This is a genomic window from Reyranella sp. (genome assembly GCF_050185545.1).
Taxonomy (GTDB): domain Bacteria; phylum Pseudomonadota; class Alphaproteobacteria; order Reyranellales; family Reyranellaceae; genus Reyranella.
In genome coordinates, this window is the sequence record NZ_JBFWZI010000039.1 from 1 (window position 1) to 19,021 (window position 19,021).

The 19,021-nt window shown below is 68.8% G+C and carries 17 protein-coding genes; 10 read left to right on the forward strand and 7 right to left on the reverse strand.

The genetic code is table 11. The features are described from left to right. The first annotated feature begins 117 nt into the window (after positions 1 to 117). The 8 genes from AB7O82_RS13370 to AB7O82_RS13405 all read left to right on the forward strand — a co-directional run bounded on the left by AB7O82_RS13370 (position 118) and on the right by AB7O82_RS13405 (position 8,839). On the forward strand, positions 118 to 1,398 hold the full coding sequence (locus AB7O82_RS13370) for a glutamate-5-semialdehyde dehydrogenase (protein WP_428619563.1): 1,281 nt from the start codon (positions 118 to 120) through the stop codon (positions 1,396 to 1,398). A 175-nt stretch (positions 1,399 to 1,573) separates the two neighbouring features. Then, positions 1,574 to 2,647: a nicotinate-nucleotide adenylyltransferase gene (locus AB7O82_RS13375; RefSeq protein WP_428619566.1), complete on the forward strand. Its 1,074-nt coding sequence runs from the start codon at positions 1,574 to 1,576 to the stop codon at positions 2,645 to 2,647. A 232-nt stretch (positions 2,648 to 2,879) separates the two neighbouring features. Further along, a complete protein-coding gene (gene rlmH, locus AB7O82_RS13380) occupies positions 2,880 to 3,350 on the forward strand; it encodes a 23S rRNA (pseudouridine(1915)-N(3))-methyltransferase RlmH (protein WP_428552684.1) in 471 nt (156 codons plus the stop codon). Positions 3,351 to 3,632: 282 nt separating this feature from the next. Continuing rightward, complete coding sequence (locus tag AB7O82_RS13385; RefSeq protein WP_428552687.1) at positions 3,633 to 4,259, forward strand: hypothetical protein; 627 nt, start codon at positions 3,633 to 3,635, stop codon at positions 4,257 to 4,259. A gap of 24 nt (positions 4,260 to 4,283) precedes the next feature. After that, positions 4,284 to 5,888 carry a 2,3-bisphosphoglycerate-independent phosphoglycerate mutase gene (gene gpmI, locus AB7O82_RS13390; RefSeq protein WP_428552690.1) on the forward strand — a complete coding sequence of 535 codons (1,605 nt, stop codon included), beginning with the start codon at positions 4,284 to 4,286 and terminating at the stop codon, positions 5,886 to 5,888. 389 nt (positions 5,889 to 6,277) lie between these two features. Further along, the gene (locus tag AB7O82_RS13395) at positions 6,278 to 7,693 is read left to right on the forward strand and encodes a S41 family peptidase (protein WP_428552693.1); all 1,416 of its coding nucleotides are present in this window, start codon (positions 6,278 to 6,280) and stop codon (positions 7,691 to 7,693) included. Positions 7,694 to 7,890: 197 nt separating this feature from the next. Beyond that, the gene (locus AB7O82_RS13400; protein ID WP_428619568.1) at positions 7,891 to 8,379 is read left to right on the forward strand and encodes an RNA pyrophosphohydrolase; all 489 of its coding nucleotides are present in this window, start codon (positions 7,891 to 7,893) and stop codon (positions 8,377 to 8,379) included. A 280-nt stretch (positions 8,380 to 8,659) separates the two neighbouring features. Beyond that, positions 8,660 to 8,839 (forward strand): hypothetical protein, encoded by a 180-nt coding sequence (locus tag AB7O82_RS13405; protein ID WP_428556231.1) that lies wholly within the window; start codon positions 8,660 to 8,662, stop codon positions 8,837 to 8,839. A 181-nt stretch (positions 8,840 to 9,020) separates the two neighbouring features. On the opposite strand, the gene AB7O82_RS13410 is transcribed toward AB7O82_RS13405, so the two are convergent. The 7 genes from AB7O82_RS13410 to AB7O82_RS13440 all read right to left on the reverse strand — a co-directional run bounded on the left by AB7O82_RS13410 (position 9,021) and on the right by AB7O82_RS13440 (position 17,355). Further along, positions 9,021 to 9,839, reverse strand: a complete 819-nt coding sequence (locus tag AB7O82_RS13410) for a ferritin-like domain-containing protein (RefSeq protein WP_428556233.1) — start codon at positions 9,837 to 9,839, stop codon at positions 9,021 to 9,023. Between the two features lie 260 nt (positions 9,840 to 10,099). Next, positions 10,100 to 10,513, reverse strand: a complete 414-nt coding sequence (atpC, locus tag AB7O82_RS13415; RefSeq protein ID WP_428556236.1) for an ATP synthase F1 subunit epsilon — start codon at positions 10,511 to 10,513, stop codon at positions 10,100 to 10,102. 4 nt (positions 10,514 to 10,517) lie between these two features. Continuing rightward, a complete protein-coding gene (gene atpD / locus AB7O82_RS13420) occupies positions 10,518 to 11,942 on the reverse strand; it encodes a F0F1 ATP synthase subunit beta (protein ID WP_428619570.1) in 1,425 nt (474 codons plus the stop codon). Between the two features lie 36 nt (positions 11,943 to 11,978). Beyond that, positions 11,979 to 12,860 carry a F0F1 ATP synthase subunit gamma gene (locus AB7O82_RS13425; protein WP_428542919.1) on the reverse strand — a complete coding sequence of 294 codons (882 nt, stop codon included), beginning with the start codon at positions 12,858 to 12,860 and terminating at the stop codon, positions 11,979 to 11,981. A 15-nt stretch (positions 12,861 to 12,875) separates the two neighbouring features. Continuing rightward, positions 12,876 to 14,402 (reverse strand): F0F1 ATP synthase subunit alpha, encoded by a 1,527-nt coding sequence (gene atpA / locus AB7O82_RS13430; protein ID WP_428542922.1) that lies wholly within the window; start codon positions 14,400 to 14,402, stop codon positions 12,876 to 12,878. After that, a complete protein-coding gene (locus tag AB7O82_RS13435; protein ID WP_428542925.1) occupies positions 14,403 to 14,966 on the reverse strand; it encodes a F0F1 ATP synthase subunit delta in 564 nt (187 codons plus the stop codon). A 184-nt stretch (positions 14,967 to 15,150) separates the two neighbouring features. After that, positions 15,151 to 17,355, reverse strand: coding sequence for a primosomal protein N' (locus AB7O82_RS13440; protein ID WP_428542928.1), 2,205 nt, complete (start codon positions 17,353 to 17,355; stop codon positions 15,151 to 15,153). Positions 17,356 to 17,464: 109 nt separating this feature from the next. On the opposite strand from AB7O82_RS13440, the gene fsa reads away from it, so the two are divergent. Then, a complete protein-coding gene (fsa, locus tag AB7O82_RS13445) occupies positions 17,465 to 18,121 on the forward strand; it encodes a fructose-6-phosphate aldolase (protein ID WP_428542931.1) in 657 nt (218 codons plus the stop codon). Between the two features lie 14 nt (positions 18,122 to 18,135). Beyond that, positions 18,136 to 18,879 carry a DUF484 family protein gene (locus tag AB7O82_RS13450; RefSeq protein WP_428619572.1) on the forward strand — a complete coding sequence of 248 codons (744 nt, stop codon included), beginning with the start codon at positions 18,136 to 18,138 and terminating at the stop codon, positions 18,877 to 18,879. Positions 18,880 to 19,021: the final 142 nt, after the last annotated feature.

The following is a 19,021-nucleotide window of genomic DNA, read 5'->3' on the forward strand; positions in this document are numbered from 1 at the left end:
CGCTCTTCTCATGAGCGGGCGGGACGCCCGCGGTCCGAAGAGCATGACCCCTCCGTCGGCGAAGACGCCGACACCTCCCCAGCTTCGCTGGGAGAGGAAAAAGATTCGGAGTCTGCCATGAACGCTGAAACCCTGCCCGCCGAGGACACCGCCGCCCTGATCGCCGCGCTGGGCGCGCGCGCGCGCGAGGCGGCGGTGGGCCTGCGCACCGCCTCGACCGCGGCGAAGAACGCGGCGCTCGCCGAGGCCGCACGCCTGATCCGCGCCGACGCCGCGGCGATCCTCGCCGCCAACGCAAAGGACATCGCCGCCGCCCGGGCCGCCGGCATGACCGAGGCGCTGCAGGACCGCCTTCTCCTCAATCCCGCCCGCGTCGAGGCGATGGCGCGCGGGCTCGACGACATCGTTGCCCTGCCCGACCCGGTCGGCGCAGAGATCGAGCGCTGGACGCGGCCCAACGGCCTCGTGATCAGCCGCGTGCGCGTGCCGATCGGCATCATCGGCGTGATCTACGAGGCCAGGCCCAACGTCACCGCCGATGCCGGCGCGCTCTGCCTCAAGTCGGGCAACGTCGTGGTGCTGCGCGGCGGCTCCGACAGCTTCCATTCCTCGCGCGCCATCGTCGAGCTTCTCCGCACGGCACTGGCGGGCGCCGGGCTGCCGCAGGATTGCGTGCAGCTGGTGCCGACCACCGACCGCGCCGCCGTCGGCGAGATGCTGAAGGCGCAGGACTGGCTCGACCTGATCGTGCCGCGCGGCGGGCGCTCGCTGATCGACCGCGTCACCGCCGAGAGCCGCGTGCCGGTGCTGCGCCACTACGACGGCATCTGCCACGTCTATGTCGATCGCGACGCCGACATCGCCATGGCGCGCGAGCTGGTGGCCAACGCCAAGATGCGCCGCGTCAGCGTGTGCGGCGCCGCCGAGACCTTGCTGATCGATCGCGCCGCGATCGATACTCATCTGATCCCCGTTCTCGAGCGCCTGCATGCGCTGGGCTGCGAGGTTCGCGGCGACGCCGAGGTTATGAAGCGCGATCCCCAGGCCGTCCCGGCGACCGAGAAGGACTGGCGCACCGAGTATCTCGCCCCGGTGATTGCCGTCGCCACGGTCGACGGCGTCGACGGCGCGATCGCCCACATCGCCCGCTACGGCAGCCAGCACACCGAATCGATCGTGACCGCCAACGCGGCGACCGCGCAGCGCTTCCTCGACCAGGTCGACAGCGCCATCGTCATGCACAACGCCAGCACCCAGTTCGCCGACGGCGGCGAGTTCGGCCTGGGCGCGGAGATCGGCATCTCGACCAACCGCATGCACGCGCGCGGCCCCGTCGGCCTGGTCGAGCTCACGACCTACAAGAACATCGTGCGCGGCCAAGGCACCGTGCGGCCATGAGCGCGCGCTTCTTCGCTGGGCGCGCGCCACTCCAGTGGCGCTCATATCATCTGGACCGCGGGCGTCTCGCCCGCCTCATGCTCATGAGCGGGCGAGACGCCCGCGGTCCAAGCATGAGCGCCACTGCGGCGGAGATTACTCCGCCGTCAGTGGCGCGCTCCCGGCGCTTGACTGCATGACCTCCCCCATTCTCCCCATGCCCGGCGTGCCGCGCGACACCGCGCGCCGTATCGGGCTGCTCGGCGGCTCGTTCAACCCGGCGCACGAGGGCCATCGCCACATCAGCCTCGAGGCGCTGCGGCGGCTCGGGCTCGACGAGGTGTGGTGGCTGGTCTCGCCGCAGAATCCGCTCAAGACCGGCGACGGCATGGAGCCGCTGGCCTCGCGCCTGGCCCGCGCCCGCCGGGTCGTCGGCCGCCATCCGCGGATTCGCGTCGAGGCGCCCGAGCTGCTGCTCGGCACGCGCTACACGCTCGACACGGTGCGGGCGCTCAACCGCGCCTATCCGAAGGCGCGCTTCGTCTGGCTGATGGGGGCCGACATCCTGCCGCAGCTGGTCGACTGGCTCGGCTGGCGCGACCTGTTCGCGGCCATCCCGATCGCCGCCTTCGCGCGGCCGGGCTGGAGCTATCCGGCGCTGGCGTCGGCAGCACCGCGCGCTTTTGCGCGTTACCGGATGGACGCGGCCCGGGCGCGCATGCTTGCATCGGCCGAGCCGCCGGCCTGGGTGTTCATCCCGAGCCGGCTCGACAGCCATTCGGCAACCGCCATCCGCGCCGTGCGTCCGCGGCGCGCCAACGCGAAAGGAAAACCCATCTCCGCCACGATCCGTGCGCTTCCCGACCGGAGCAAGGACACCGACGCGCTGCTCGCGCTGGTGCGCCGTTCACTGGACGACGACAAGGCCGAGGACGTCGTCGTCATCGACCTCGCCGGCAAGTCGGCGTTCGCCGACTACATGGTGATCGCCTCGGGCCGCTCGAACCGCCAGGTCGTGGCGATCGCCGAGCACCTGGCCGACCGGCTGAAGCAGGCCGGCCACGGCTACACGCCGGTCGAGGGCAAGCAGGGCGGCGACTGGGTGCTGGTCGATGCCGGCGACGTGGTGGTGCACATCTTCCGCCCCGAGACCCGCGCCTTCTACGCGCTGGAGAAGATGTGGGCGCTCGAGGCCGACGCCGCCGCCCGGCCCAAGGCCGCCGCCGCCCGCCCGCGCCGCGCGCGGGTCAAGAAACCGGCGGCCTCGTGAGGCCGGGACTGCCGCCCCTTGGTCCCGACCTTCATTCTCGTTCCGGCTTCGCTGGGGAAGTGTCGCCGTCTTGCGGCGACCCGCCTCCGCCTGCCAGCGCGAAACCGAAGTGGCTTCGCGCTGGCAGGCGGAGGGGTCATGATTCATGCGGACCGCGGGCGTCCCCCCCGCTCATGGTCAATATCATGAGCGGGCGGGACGCCCCCGGTCCGGAAGATCATGACCACGCCGTATGGCCGATGCCGTGCGCCTGCTGATCGCCGCCATCGGCCGCGCCGGCCGCGGCCCCGAGCGCGACCTCTACGAGCACTATGCCGGCCGCATCCGCTGGCCGCTCGGCCTGCGCGAGCTCGAGGACAAGCGCAAGATGCCTACGCCGCAGATGATCGAGCGCGAGGGCGAGTTGCTGCTGCGCGCGGTTCCCGCCGGCGCCGTCACAGTGGCGCTCGACCGCCGCGGCAGCCTCCTCGACAGCGAGGCCTTCGCCCGGCGCCTCGGGCGCTGGCGCGACGATGCGGTTGCCGACATCGCCTTCCTGATCGGCGGCGCCGACGGCCACGGCGAGCCGCTGCTCGGGCAATGCGCGTTCGTCCTCTCCTTCGGCCCCATGACCTGGCCGCACCTGCTCGCGCGGGCCATGCTCGCCGAGCAGCTCTACCGCGCCCAGCAGCTGCTGGCCGGGCACCCGTACCATCGGGCGTAGCCTCAGGGTTGAACGCCATACACCCCTTTCGGGAAGGCAACGGGCGACCCAGACGACCTTCCTGGTGCTGCTGGCCATTCGCGCTGGGCGTACTGTCGATCTCGACTTGCTGCGCCCGAGACGGTTCCTTGCGGCAATGATCGCAAGCTTCGGTGGGAGCGAACAGGCGCTCAGGACCGAGTTGCGCGGCTTCGTGTCATGAGAGGCTCGCCTTGGACCCGATTGGGGGAAATCTCCGAAATTGCCCCTGTTCTGACGAAAATCCGAGGCTACATTGCAGCCATGTACGCCCCTGTCCGACGGTTGCTCGCCGCCTGCTCCGTCCTCGCCCTCGCGGCCGTGACGACGGCCGTCCTGGCTCAGTCCGGTTGGGCCCAGTCCCCGCCGTCGCGCTCGCCGTCCGACAAGCCGTCGACGGACAGGCCGAAGGCCGTGCGCAGCATTCCCTACGTCTCGATCACCGGGGAGGACGGCAAGCAGCGGCACTACGAGACCAACGCCATCCCGCTCCTGTTCAACCGCGCCTGCTTCGGCTGGCGGATGTATCTCGGCGGGCCCAACCGTGTGGTCTCGCTCAAGGAGGTGCTGACGACGTCGTCGCCCGCCGAGCAGGTGATCGCCGGGCCCGAGACCGAGGTCAGCGCCGACAAGACGCGCGCCACGACGCGCATGCTGGAGACGGTGCAGGACGGCGTGCTGCAGCGCTCGTGGTGCATCATCCCGGGCGACCCGCCGGGCACCTACACGTACGACATCTCGATCGACGGCGAGCCGCGCGGCGAGTTCGTGTTCTGCGCCATCGAGGTGCCGGACCAGAACCCCGACACCGATCCGCGCGACCTCAACTGCCCCAACAAGTTCAATTCGGTCGAGCGTGCCCAGCCGCCGCGCCCGCAGGCGCCGTCCTGAGTTGCACCCCCTTCTGAGGTATTCATGGCCAACCGGCGTCCCGCAGTCCTGTGCATTCTCGACGGCTGGGGACACCGGCCGGATCGTCCGTACAACGCCATCCTGAACGCGAAGACGCCGAACTACGACCGGCTGGTCGCGACTTGCCCGCAGGGCCTGCTCGACGCTTCCGAGACCTTCGTCGGCCTGCCCAAGGGCCAGATGGGCAATTCCGAGGTCGGCCACATGAATCTCGGCGCCGGCCGCGTCGCCGTGCCCGACCTGCCGCGCATCGACAACGCCATCGCCGACGGCTCGCTGGCGAAGAGTCCGGTACTGGCCGAGTTGATCGCGGTGCTGAAGAAAAGCGGCGGCGCCTGCCATCTGATGGGGCTCGCCTCGCCGGGCGGCGTGCATGCCCACCAGGACCACCTGGTGGCACTCGCCAACCTGATTGCCGGCGCCGGCGTGCCCGTATGGATCCACGCCTTCCTCGACGGACGCGACATGCCGCCGCGCAGCGCCCAGGAGTGCATCGGCGAGATCAAGGCCGGGCTGAAGCAGGGGCTGCCGATCCGCTTCGCCACCGTCGCCGGCCGCTTCTATCCGATGGACCGCGACAAGCGCTGGGAGCGCGTGACGCTGGGCTACGACGCCATCGTCGACGCCAGGGGCGAACACGCCGCGACTCCCGAAGCGGCGGTCGACAAGGGCTACGCCGCGGGCCAGGACGACGAGTTCGTCGTGCCGACCGTGATCGACAGCTACGAGGGCATGACCGACGGCGACGGCGTGCTGATGTTCAACTACCGTTCCGACCGGGCGCGCGAGATCCTGACGGCGCTGCTCGATCCGCGCTTCGACGGATTCAATCGCGGGCGCGTCGTCAAGATCGCGGCGGCGGTCGGCATGACCGAGTACTCGGCGGCGCTCAATCCGTTCCTGAAGACGCTGTTCCCGCCAGAGACGATCAAGATGGGCTTGGGCGAGACCGTCGCCAGGGCCGGGCTGACGCAGCTGCGCATCGCCGAGACCGAGAAGTACGCCCACGTCACCTTCTTCTTCAACGGCGGCGAGGAGCGGCAGTTCGAGGGCGAGGACCGCATCCTGGTGCCCTCGCCCAAGGTCAAGACCTACGACCTCAAGCCCGAGATGAGCGCCGACGAGGTGACGACCAGGCTCGTGGAGGCGATCGGCTCGGGGCGCTACGATCTTGTCGTCGTCAACTACGCCAACACCGACCAGGTCGGCCATTCCGGCGTCTACCACGCGGCGGTGAAGGCGGTCGAGGCGGTCGATGCCTGCCTCGGCCAGGTGATGGCGGCGGTGGAGAAAGCGGGCGGCGTGCTCCTGGTCACCGCCGACCACGGCAACGCCGAGCTGATGTTCGACGAGACGACCCGGCAGAAGCACACCCAGCACACGCTGAATCGCGTGCCGGCGCTCCTGTTCAACGCCCCGGCCAACATCCGCTCGCTGTCGGACGGCAAGCTGGCCGACGTGGCGCCGACCATGCTGGCCCTGATGGGCGTGCGCCAGCCCGCCGAGATGACCGGCCATTCCCTGCTCTCCGAGCGCGCCCGGCCGCACATCCTGGCGGTGACACCAAGGGGAGATGGGGCGGGACAAGCTGCCGCAGCCTCGGCATGAGGTGCCCATTCTCCTTATCGCTTCTCCAGCGCCCCAGGTGTCGACGTCTTCGCCGGCGGAGAGTCATGGTCATCCGGACCGCGGGCGTCCCGCCCGTTCATCATCATGAGTCAGCGGATGATCACGAGCGGGCGGGACGCCCGCGGTCCGGACGACCATGACCCCCGCATGGCGGGGCACCTCCCCCGATTACGGGGGAGGAATAGAAGAGGTTCCCGAAGAGCCCCTGCCGCCGCCTTGATACTGCCAAAGACCCCCCTGTATCTTGCTCCTGCGATTATCTTGCCCCCACGACCCGGACACCCTGATCGCCCGGCCCGCCGGCCCGGCGACCCCATCTCGAAGGCCCGCCTCGAAGGCCCCACCTCGAAGGAAAGACGATGACCCGTATGCGTATCGCCTCCGTCGCCGCGATCATGGCTTTCCTGGCCGTGCCGGTCGGCATCACCGCGTGGTCGCAGGACAAGGCCGACCCCAAGGCCAAGGGCGGCGACAAGAGCGAGCTCTACCAGCAGCTCAACCTGTTCGGCGACGTGCTCGAGCGGGTGCGCCGCGACTATGTCGAGCCGGTCGACGAGAAGACCCTGATCGAGAACGCCATCAACGGCATGCTGACCTCGCTCGACCCGCACTCGAGCTACATGAACCCCAAGACCTACAAGGACATGCAGGTCCAGACCAAGGGCGAGTTCGGCGGGCTCGGCATCGAGGTCACGATGGAGAACGGGGTCATCAAGGTGGTGTCGCCGATCGACGACACGCCGGCCTCCAAGGCGGGCATCCAGTCGGGCGACCTGATCTTCGCGCTCGACGGCGAGCCGGTGCAGGGCCTCACGCTGCAGGAGGCGGTCGAGCGCATGCGCGGCAAGGTCGGCACGCCGATCAAGCTGTCGATCCGGCGCGGCACCAAGGATCCGTTCGACGTCTCGCTGACCCGCGACACCATCAAGGTCAAGGCGGTGCGCTACCGCCTCGAGGGCGGCGACATCGGCTACATCCGCGTCACCTCGTTCACCGAGCAGACCACGGCGGGCGTGCTCGACGCCGTCGAGAAGCTCAAGAAGGAGGCGGGCAACAAGCTCAAGGGCTTCGTCATCGACCTGCGCAACAATCCGGGCGGCCTGCTCGACCAGGCGATCTCGATGTCCGACGCCTTCCTCGACAAGGGTGAGATCGTCTCGGTCAAGGCGCGCAAGAGCGAGGACGTGCAGCGCTGGAACGCCAAGCCGGGCGACGTCGCGGGCGGCCTGCCGATCGTGGTGCTGATGAACGGCGGCTCGGCCTCGGCGTCGGAGATCGTCGCCGGCGCCCTGCAGGACCATCGCCGCGCCATCGTGCTGGGCACGCGCTCGTTCGGCAAAGGCTCGGTGCAGACCATCATGCAGGTGTCGGGCGGCGGCGCCATTCGCCTCACCACGGCGCTCTACTTCACGCCGTCGGGCCGCTCGATCCAGAAGGAAGGCATCAAGCCCGACATCGAGGTCGAGCCGGCCAAGATCGAGAACATCGCGGGCCGCCCCGGCTTCCGCGAGGAGAATCTGCGCCGCTCGATCCTCAATCCGAACGACAGGAGCGGCGACAAGAAGGACGAGGCCAAGCCCGAAGCGGGCAAGCCGGGCGAGAAGAAGGACGACAAGCCGTCGACCAGCCAGACCGCGCCGGGCCAGACGACGCCAGGCCAGCCCACGCCGGCCAAGCCCGGCGAGTCGGACGAGCCGCCGAAGGAAGCGGCGGCCGATTACCAGCTGCTGCGCGCCGCCGACCTGATCCGCGGCATCTCGCTCTACAGCAGCCGCGCCAATTGAGCGGTCTTCTGCACTCCTCCCCAGCTCCGCTGGGAGGTGCCCCGTCCCACGGGGCGGAGGGGTCATGGTCTTCCGGACCGCGGGCGTCCCGCCCGCTCATGGTTTACAGATCAAGAGCGGGCGGGTCGCCCGCGGTCCAATCAAGCCGCCCCAGTCGCAGTTGTCGCGCCTCGACTTCGTTTCGGTGGAGTGACCCGATGACCCACGATCTCCTCCATCGCTATCGCCCCAATGTCGGGCTGATGCTGATTGCCGCCGACCGCCGGGTGTTTGTCGGTCACCGGCCGGGCATGCCGGCCGGCCAGGCATGGCAGATGCCGCAAGGCGGCATCGACAAGGGCGAGAGCCCGGTCGAGGCGGCGTGCCGCGAGCTCGGCGAGGAGGTCGGCACTACCCGGGCACTGCTGCTGCGCGAGAGCCGCGACTGGATCCGCTACGACGTGCCGGCAGAGGTGGCGCCGGCCTACTGGAAGGGCCGCTGGCGCGGCCAGGCGCAGAAATGGTTCGCGCTCGCTTTCACCGGCCGCGACGCGGACATCGACATCACCGCGCACGGCGATGAGTTCGACGCCTGGAAATGGGTGCCCGCGCGCGAGCTGGTCGAGCTGATCGTCCCCTTCAAGCGCGCCGTCTACGAGACGGTGCTGGCCGAGTTCGCCGACCTGGTGGAGCCGACGGCGACGTAGCCTCGGCGAGTGCGACTCCAGGAGCCTGCCTGCGATGACGAGGTCGTTGTCGCGCGCACCATGCGCCAGCATCGGGATCCAAAGCACTCGTCTCGCCACAGGCCCCGACGAAGCGTCCGCTCGCGGGACAAATCAGTCCTTGCAACGATGCGCCAGCGGGCGCCTATTGGTCCCATTGCCGGCAGCACTTCCGGAGCGTCGGCGACTGAGAGAACAAGGCGCCACGATCAAAGCGCGCCCACGCGCTCCCGCTCATCCATGCACGAGGGAGGGCGCGCCCATGAGGACGATGCTCGAGTGTCTGCTCAAGGCTGCTCAATGCGAGCAGATGGCGGGCGACTGCGTTCTTGCGAGCGACCGGCGGGTACTGCGCGAAACAGCCAAGCATTGGCACACCTTGGCCAGGGTTGCTCACATCACGCGGCTGGAGACCGAGCCGGCCGCCGACACGTCAGGCTGACCACTCGCGCGGTGGCGCCGATACGGGGCGCGCCGGCGGTGCGCTCATGGGCGTTAGCCTACCTTTGCGAATAGAATGCGTCATCACTGGGAGCGCGCCACTCCGGCGGCGCTCTGCTTGCTGGACACACATTCCCATGAGCGCCATCGGAGTGGCGCGCTCCCGGCAATGATTCGTTCCCTCACGCTCCCTGCGCGGCGTACCGGGTCGCGTTGCGGCGCAGGAACCACAGTCCGGCGCGGGTCATCAGGCTGTTGAGGCGGCCCTGCGGCTTGAGGCCGACAGCCTTCAGCACCATCGCCATGGCGCGCTGGACGTGGCTCTCTCGGTAGAGCGGATAGGCCCGCCGCGCGTAGGCGCGGGCGCAGCGCTTGCGGTCGTAGACCGCCTCCGCGGGCTCGTTGGCGGCGAAGTAGGCGTAGGCGAGCTCGTCGTCCTCGCTCTCGGCCAGGCGGCCCCAGCCGATGCGCAGGCGCGCCAGACGGCTCAGCCGGTCGCGCGCGAGGCAGCGCCGCAGGTGGTCGTAGAACAGCTTGTAATGGCGGAACTCGTCGGCGGCGATCTTGGCGCAGATCTGCTTCAGCACCGGCTCGGCCGACGCGTCCTTGAGCGCGCTGTAGTAGGAGCTGGTGCCGGTCTCGACGATGCAGCGCGCCATCATCTCGCCGGCCTGGCTGCCGCGCACCGAGCCGCTGGCGTCGAGCGGCAGGCGGTAGCCGGCGCGGAAGCGCTCGAAGGCCTTGTCGAAATTCCAGGTCGGGTCGGCCATCTCGGCCCAGCGGCCGAGCGCCATGCCGTGCTGGACTTCCTCGACCGCCCAAGTGTCGACGGCCTCCATGAACGCCGGATCGTCCGCGAACACGCGGCCGAGATAGATGCCGTAATCGCCCCCGTTGCGCTCCACCAGGGCGGCAGCCTTGATGTTGCGCAGAATCTCCGGATCGACTTTCGACGCGTCGAACCGATCCCAGGCGATCGTTTCGAGAGTCCAGTTGCCCATGCTTCGAGCACCCTCGGCGACCTGTCGCTTTTGCGTAATAAAGCGAGACCGGAGCCGGCTTGCAATGGCCCGCCCGTGCACATCTCGAAATATTACAGTTGGGAGGTTGTGAAAATCAGCCGCCGGGACAGGCCAAGGACCTGGCCGTCAACGGCCCGCTCATGCGGACCGCGGGCGTCCCGCCCGCTCATGTATCATGAGGCGGGCGGGACCCCCGCGGTCCAGAAGACGAGCGCCACGGAGTGGCGCGTTCCCGGCCGTCAGCGCGTGGCGTAGTAGGCCTGGGCCCGGCGCAGGTCCTTGGCGACGGCGACGGCCTTCTCGGCCGCCGCCTTCTCCTGGTCGCCCCGGGCGTCCATCAGCTCACGCTCGGCCGCGCGCTCGCGCTCGGCAAGTTGCTCGGCCGTCACGTCCTCGAACGGCATGGCCTCGTCGGCCAGCACGGTGCAACGCTCCGGCGTCACCTCGGCGAAGCCGCCGACCACCAGGTAGCGCCTGTCGACCTTGTTGCCCTGCAGAACCTCGAGCACGCCCGGCCGAACGGTCGAGATCACCGGCGCATGGCCGTGCAGGACGCCGAAATCGCCCTCGCTGCCCGGCACCACGACCATGTCGGCCTCGGTCGCGAGCAGCTCGCGCTCGGGCATGACCAGCCGGAACGAAACCTTGGCCATCGGCTCAGGCCGCCTCGGCCGCGAGCTTCTTGGCCTTGGCGACCGCCTCGTCGATCGTGCCGACCATGTAGAAGGCCGCCTCCGGCAGCTCGTCGTAGTCGCCGGCGACGATGCCCTTGAACGCCTTGATGGTGTCCTCGAGCTTCACGAACACGCCCGGCGTGCCGGTGAACACCTCGGCGACGTGGAACGGCTGGCTGAGGAACTTCTGGATCTTGCGGGCGCGCGCCACCACCAGCTTGTCCTCTTCCGAGAGCTCGTCCATGCCCAGGATGGCGATGATGTCCTGCAGCGACTTGTACTGCTGCAGCACGCGCTGCACCGACAGCGCCACCTGGTAGTGCTCATCGCCGACGACACGCGGATCGAGCATGCGCGAGGTCGAGTCGAGCGGGTCGACGGCCGGGAAGATCGCCATCTCGGCGATGCCGCGGCTGAGCACCGTGGTCGCGTCCAGATGGGCGAACGAGGTGGCGGGCGCCGGGTCGGTCAAGTCGTCGGCCGGCACGTAGATCGCCTGCACCGAGGTGATCGAGCCCTTCTTGGTCGAGGTGATGCGCTCCTGCAGAGCGCCCATGTCGGTCGACAGCGTCGGCTGATAACCCACCGCCGAGGGGATGCGGCCCAAGAGCGCCGACACTTCCGAGCCCGCCTGGGTGAAACGGAAGATGTTGTCGACGAAGAACAGCACGTCCTGGCCCTCGGCGTCGCGGAAATACTCGGCGACGGTGAGGCCCGACAGGCCGACGCGGGCGCGGGCACCCGGCGGCTCGTTCATCTGGCCGTACACAAGCGCCACCTTCGAGCCGGCGCCGTCGAGCTTGATGACGCCCGATTCGATCATCTCGTGATAGAGGTCGTTGCCCTCGCGGGTACGCTCGCCGACGCCCGCGAACACCGACACGCCGCCGTGCGCCTTGGCGACGTTGTTGATCAGTTCCATGATGGTCACGGTCTTGCCGACGCCGGCGCCGCCGAACAGGCCGATCTTGCCGCCCTTGGCGTAGGGCGCCAGCAGGTCGATGACCTTGATGCCGGTGACCAGGATCTGCGCCTCGGTCGACTGCTCGACGAACTCCGGCGCGTTGCGATGGATCGGCAGGGTCTGGGTGTTGTTGACCGGGCCGCGCTCGTCGACCGGCTCGCCGATGACGTTCAGGATTCGGCCGAGCGTCTCGGGTCCGACCGGCATGGCGATCGGGCCGCCGGTGTCGACCGCCTTCTCGCCGCGCACCAGGCCGTCGGTCGTGTCCATGGCGATGGTGCGGACCTCCGACTCGCCCAGGTGCTGGGCTACTTCGAGCACCAGCTTGCGGCCGCCGGCATCGACATGCAGCGCGTTCAGGATGTTCGGCAGATCGGCCTCGAAGCGCACGTCGACGACCGCGCCCGTGATCTGGGTGATCGTGCCGATGTTGTTGGTGGCCATGACGGATCCCTTTCCTTCGATAGTAGACGGCGCGGGCTAGACGGCCTCGGCGCCGGAAATGATTTCGATGAGTTCCTTGGTGATCGAGGCCTGGCGCGAGCGGTTCATCTGCAGGGTCAGGCGCCGGATCATGTCGCCGGCGTTGTTGGTGGCGCTGTCCATGGCCGTCATTTGCGAGCCATAGAAGCTCGCAGCGTTCTCCAGCAGCGCGCGGAAGATCTGGACGGTGAGGTTGCGTGGCAGCAGGTCGGCCAGGATCTCGCCCTCGTCCGGCTCGAACTCGTAGACCGCCCCACCGACGGCGGCCGGCGTTGCCGTCGTCTCCGGCGGCGGCGGTGGAATGAGCTGCTGGCGGGTGACGATCTGCGTCATCGCCGACTTGAAGCGGTTGAAGATCACCGTGGCGACGTCGAACTCGCCGGCCTCGAACATCTGCATGACGCGGTTGGCGACCTTCTGGGCGTCGCCGTAGCCGAGGCGCGGGCGGCCGAGGTCGGTGATGGTCTCGACGATGTTCTGGGCGAAATCGCGGCGCAGCTGGTCACGGCCCTTGCGGCCGACCGCCAGCACCTTGACCGTCTTGCCCTCGGCCATCAGCGCACGGATGAGCCGGCGCGCCTCGCGCACGATCGAGCTGTTGAAGGCGCCGCACAGGCCGCGATCGGACGTGGCGACGATCACCAGATGGACCTTGTCCGACCCGGTGCCGGCCAGCAGGCGCGGGCCGGTGCCGCCCTTGAAGCTGGCGCCGAGCGAGGCCATCAGGCTGTCCATGGCCTCGGCGTAGGGCCGCGCCGCCATGGCCTGCTCCTGGGCGCGCCGCAGCTTGGCGGCGGCCACCATCTTCATCGCCTTGGTGATCTTCTGCGTCGACTGGACGCTTCGGATCCTGAGGCGGTAACTCTTGAGACTGGGCATCGGACGGCGGAACCTTTACGCGAACTTCTTGGTGAAGTCGGTCAGGAACGCCCTCAGCTTGTCGTCGGTCTCCTTGACGATCTCGCGCTTGTCGCGGATCGAGGCGAGGATCGAGCCCTCGGCGCGCAGCGCGTCGAGCATCTGGCGCTCGAATTCGCCGATGCGTCCGACGGGCATGCTGTCGAGGAAGCCACGGGTGCCGGAGTAGATCGAGGCGACCTGCTCCTCGACCGGCATGGGCTGGTACTGACCCTGCTTCAGGAGCTCGGTTAGCCGCTGGCCGCGCGCCAGCAGACGCTGGGTGGTGGCATCGAGGTCGGAGGCGAACTGGGCGAAGGCGGCCATCTCGCGGTACTGCGCCAGCTCGAGCTTCATGGTGCCGGCAACCTGCTTCATCGCCTTGATCTGCGCCGCCGACCCCACTCGGCTGACCGACAGGCCGACATTGATGGCCGGCTTGATGCCGGCGTAGAACAATTCAGCCTCGAGGAAGATCTGGCCGTCGGTGATCGAGATCACGTTGGTCGGGATGTAGGCCGAGACGTCGCCGGCCTGGGTCTCGATGACCGGCAGCGCCGTCAGCGAGCCCGAGCCATTCTTCTCGTTCAGCTTGGCGGCGCGCTCGAGCAGGCGCGAGTGAAGATAGAACACGTCGCCCGGATAGGCCTCGCGGCCCGGCGGGCGGCGCAGCAGCAGCGACATCTGGCGGTAGGAGACCGCCTGCTTGGACAGGTCGTCATAGACGATCACGGCGTGCATGCCGTTGTCGCGGAAGTACTCGCCCATGGCGCAGCCGGTATAAGGCGCCAGGAACTGCATCGGCGCCGGGTCGGACGCGGTGGCGGCGACGACGATGGAGTATTCCATCGCTCCGTTGTCCTCGAGAGTCTTGACGATCTGGGCGACGGTCGAGCGCTTCTGGCCGATGGCGACATACACGCAGTAGAGCTTGCGGCTCTCGTCGGTGCCCTTGTTGATGGTCTTCTGGTTCAGGAACGTGTCGATGGCGACGGCGGTCTTGCCGGTCTGGCGGTCGCCGATGATCAGCTCGCGCTGGCCGCGGCCGACCGGCACCAGCGAATCGAGGGCCTTCAGGCCGGTCTGCATCGGCTCGCTGACCGACTTGCGCGGAATGATGCCCGGCGCCTTCAGCTCGACGAGGCGGCGCTCGGTCGAGGCGATCGGGCCCTTGCCGTCGATCGGATTGCCGAGGCCGTCGACCACGCGGCCGAGCAGGCCCTTGCCGACCGGCACGTCGACGATGGCGCCGGTGCGCTTGACGGTGTCGCCTTCGCGGATGGTGCGATCCTCGCCGAAGATCACGACGCCGACATTGTCGCGCTCGAGGTTCAGCGCCATGCCCTTGATGCCGCCCGGGAACTCGACCATCTCGCCGGCCTTGACGCTGTCGAGGCCATAGACACGGGCGATACCGTCGCCGACGGAGAGCACCTGGCCGACTTCGGCGACTTCGGCCTCGGTGCCGAAATTGGCGATCTGCTGCTTGAGAATGGCCGAGATTTCGGCGGCACGGATATCCATTTAGGCAACCCCCTTCATGGCAAGCTGCAAGCGCTGCAGCTTGCTGCGGATGGAAGAATCGAAAAGACGCGAGCCGACCTTGACGACCAGCCCGCCCAGGATGTCGGGATCGACATGCGCGTCGATGGAAACGCGGCCGCCGCCCAGCACGCCGCGCAGCGCGGCGTTCAGTTGCTGTAGCTGATCCGGCGTGAGCGGCACCGCCGAGGTGACGATGGCCGTGGTCTCGCCGCGCCGCCTCGCCAGCTCGGCCAGGAAGGCCGTGGCCATGGCGACGAGCTCGCGGGCGCGGCCATTGGCGGCGACGGTGCCGATGAAGTTGCGCGTCAGGCCCTTGATGCTGGCGGCGTCGAGCACGGCCAGCAGGGCCCTGCCCTGGACGTCGCGGCCGACCACCGGGCTCGCCAGCAGGCGGGCAAGCTCGGGGCTCTCCCCGACCAGGGAGCGAAAGGTGGTGAGGTCCTGGGCGACCTGATCGAGAGACCTGGCACTATCCGCCAGCTCGAACAGCGCACTGGCATAGCGACCGGCCACGACGGACGTGGCGGAGGTGGCGGAAGTCACTGTGAAAGCCTCTCCATTGCCGTTAGGTCCAGCCGGCAACTGACTGAGCCGGCAGGACTTTCCCAGGAGAACGGTCTGCGCAGCCGTCGCCCCACCCCGGAAAAGCGCGCGTTGCTAGCATGCGCCCCGGCCCCGCGCAAGATTGCGAAAGCTCGATATTACCGCGCTTTTTCAGCGCGTTATGTCACAGGAAGGAATAGGGATCGACGTCGATCTGCAGCCGCACTGAACCGGGCAGCCCGATCCGCGCCAGCCAGCCGTGCAATAGAGGTTGCAGTGCGATATCGCGGCGCGTCTTGAGCAGGAAGCGGCGGCGGTGGCGGCCGCGCAGCAGCGCCAGCGGCGCCGTCGAGGGTCCGAGCGTGGTGATGCCCTCGCCCTGCGGCGCCCGCCGCGCCAGCGCCGCGCAGACATTATCCACAGCGGCCGGTTCCGGCCCCGAGACGATCAGCGCCGCCAGCCGGCCGAACGGCGGCATGCCGGCGGCGCGGCGGTCGGCCAGCTCGGCGGCGATGAAGCGCTGGCGATCGCCCGACACCAGGGCCTGCATCACCGCATGCTCGGGCATGTGGGTCTGCACCAGCGCCCGCCCCGGCCGGTCCTGGCGTCCCGCCCGGCCGGCGACCTGGTAGAGCAGCTGGAAGGTGCGCTCGGCGGCGCGCAAATCGCCGCCGTTCAGGCCGAGATCGGCATCGACCACGGCGACCAGGGTGAGCTTGGGGAAATGGTGCCCCTTGGCCGCCATCTGGGTGCCGATCAGGATGTCGATCTCGCCCGCGATCATGCGCTCGACGGCGGCCGTCGCCTCGTCGCGGTTCATCAGGCTGTCCGAGGTGAAAAGCTCCAACCGCGCGTCCGGAAACAGGGCCATGGCCTCCTCGGCGAGCCGCTCGACGCCGGGGCCGCAGGCGACGAACTGGTCGACCGCACCGCAGTACTTGCAGGCCTGCTCGGGCTGCTCGGCGTAGCCGCAATGATGGCAGATCAGGGAGCGGCGGAAGCGATGCTCGACCAGCCAGGCCGAACATTGCGGACACTCGATGCCATGGCCGCAGGCGCGGCACAGGGTGAGTGGCGCATAGCCGCGCCTGTTGAGGAACAGCAGCGTCTGCTCGCCGGCCGCCAGGGTCTGCTTCATCGCCTCGACGACCGGCGGCGACAGCCAGCGCCCGCGCGCCGGCTGCTCGCGCCTGAGATCGATGGCGCGGAGCGTCGCCAGGTCGCGTCCGCCGTGCCGCGCCGGCAGGTGCACGGCGCCGTAGCGGCCGGACGATACGTTGACTACGCTCTCGAGCGAGGGCGTCGCCGAGGCGAGCACGATCGGCGCCGACACCAGGCGCGCGCGCACCACCGCCATGTCGCGCGCATTGTAGGTGACGCCGTCCTCCTGCTTGAACGAGCTGTCGTGCTCCTCGTCGACCACGATCAGGCCGAGGTTGGCGAACGGCAGGAACAGCGCCGAGCGCGCTCCCACGACAACGCCGACGCGGCCCTCGGCGATGGCGCGCCAGGTCTCGCGCCGCTCGAGCGAGGTCAGTCCCGAATGCCACGCCGCCGGCGGCGCGCCGAAGCGATCTTCGAAGCGCTTCAGCCACTGCGCCGTCAGCGCGATCTCGGGCAACAGCACCAGCACCTGACGGCCCGACGCGAGTGCGGCGGCAATCGCCTCGAAATAGACCTCGGTCTTGCCGGCGCCCGGCACGCCGTCGAGCAGGGTGGCGGAGAACCCGTGCGCCAGCACCTTGTCGACCAGCCCTTGCGCGGCGACCGCCTGCTCGGCCGACAGCGCCGGACCCTCGCGTCGCCCGTCGGGCTGCGGGAAGCGCTTGCGCATGACGCGCTCGACGCCTTCGATCAGGCCGATCGACGCCATGGTCTTGACCACCGATTGGCCGACGCCGGCGAGCTGCGCCAACTCGGCAATGGGCAGGGCCGGACCGTCCTTCAGCTGCTCGAGCACGCGACGGCGCGCGCTGGTGATCTTGAGCGCCGTGTCGTCCGCCGTCGGCGCGCCGCGATGATCATTGGCCGCAACCCGATAGACGATCTCGGTACGCGGTGCGAGCAGCGCCGTGGGTACGCTCATCGCCATGCGCAGCACCGCCCCGGGCGGCGCCAGGGTATAGGCGGCGACCCAGTCGACGAAGCGGCGCATGGCGTCGGCCATCGGCAGCGCTGGCAGGCGGCCTGCGATGTCGCGCAGCTTGTGTCTTGCCACGCCGCCCGTGCCCTCGCCCCACACCACGCCGACGACCTCGCGCTTGCCCAGCGGCACGACGACAAAGGCGCCAGGCTCGAACGCCTGGCCCTCGGGGACGCTGTAATCGTAGGCGTCGGCCAGCGGCAACGGCAGCAGCACGCGCAGCGTTCGCACCGAGGCGTTTTCCACCGGACGAGCCTCCGCCAACGCGACCGCCTCGGCTTGTGGCTCCGAGGCAGAATCGCTAGAAATTGTGGCAGACGCCGAGCCTGAACCACTGGCCATTGGAACAGTTTATATGAAGTTCTTCGTCGATACCGCCGATGTCGCCGAGATCAAGGACCTGGCCGCGTCCGGTCTGCTCGATGGCGTGACCACCAACCCGTCCCTGGTCATGAAGGCGGGGCGGCCGATGCTGGACGTGATCCAGGAGATCTGCGCCATCGTCCCGGGCCCGGTCAGCGCCGAGACCGTCGCGACCGACCACAAGACGATGCTCCAGGAAGGCCGCAAGCTCGCCAAGCTCGCCAGGAATGTCGCCGTCAAGGTGCCGCTGACTCCGGACGGGCTCAAGACCTGCAGGGCGCTGAGCTCGGAAGGCACGATGGTGAACGTGACCCTGTGCTTCTCGGCGGCGCAGGCGCTGCTGGCCGCCAAGGCCGGCGCCAGCTTCATCTCGCCTTTCGTCGGCCGGCTCGACGACATCGGCCAGGACGGCATGCACCTGATCGGCGAGATCATGACGATCTACCGCCAGTATCCCCACTTCAAGACCGAGGTGCTGGTCGCCTCGGTGCGCCATTCGCAGCATGTCATCCAGGCCGCCAAGCTCGGCGCCCATGTCGCGACCCTGCCGCCCAACGTGCTGCGCCAGCTGTTCAAGCACGCCCTCACGGACAACGGCCTGAAGGCCTTCCTCGACGACTGGGCCAAGACCGGCCAGTCGATTCTCTGACAGGAGAGGCGCCGATGGACAGCCACCCGGAGGGCAGCGGCACGGTCACGGCGCCCGACGGTTCGGGTCGCCAGGTCAAGGTGATCACGGCCGACGACGTCGTCGCCTATCTCAAGGCGCACCCGACCTTCTTCGAAGGTCATCCCGAGCTGGTCGAGACGATGAGCATGGTGCCGCGGGTGCAGGGGCCCGGCGTCATCGACATGCAGCAGGTGATCCTGAAGCGCCTGCGCGGCGAGATCGACCGGCTGAAGAACGAGCGCACCGAGATCATCGCCAACTCGCAGCAGAACCAGATCGTGCAGAGCCGCATCCAGGCGGCGGTGATCAGCATCATCCAGGCGACGACGTTCGAGAAGATGATCCACGTCGTCACCCATGAGCTGCCCGAGCTGCTCGACGTCGATTTCATCACGCTCGCCATCGAGGCCAACGCCGATGCGCCCAAGCGCGTGCCGGTGCGCGGCGTCTACGTGCTGGCGCCGGGTGCCATCGACGCCGCCATCGGCCCCGACAAGCAGGCGCGCCTGCGCTCCGACATCGTCGGCGAAGAGGCCTTCTTCGGCGACATCTCGCGCTTCGTGAAGTCGGACGTGCTGATGCGGCTGCGCGTGTCGAGCGGCTCTCCCGACGGCGTCATGTGCTTCGGCGCGCGCGACCCCAAGGCGTTCGGCCCGGAGCAGGCGACCGAGCTCTTGTTCTTCCTCGCCAAGGTGCTGGAGAACACCATCCGCGCCTGGCTCGACCTGCCGGAGTGAACGGCGGGTGCTGCGAAGCGGACATGTCTCCTGTTCCTCCCCTGTAATCGGGGGAGGTGCCCCGTACGGGGCGGAGGGGGAAGGCCTCAGTCGAGACGATTCGGATTACGACGTCAGGATCGGAGAAAGCTCGACTGTGGCT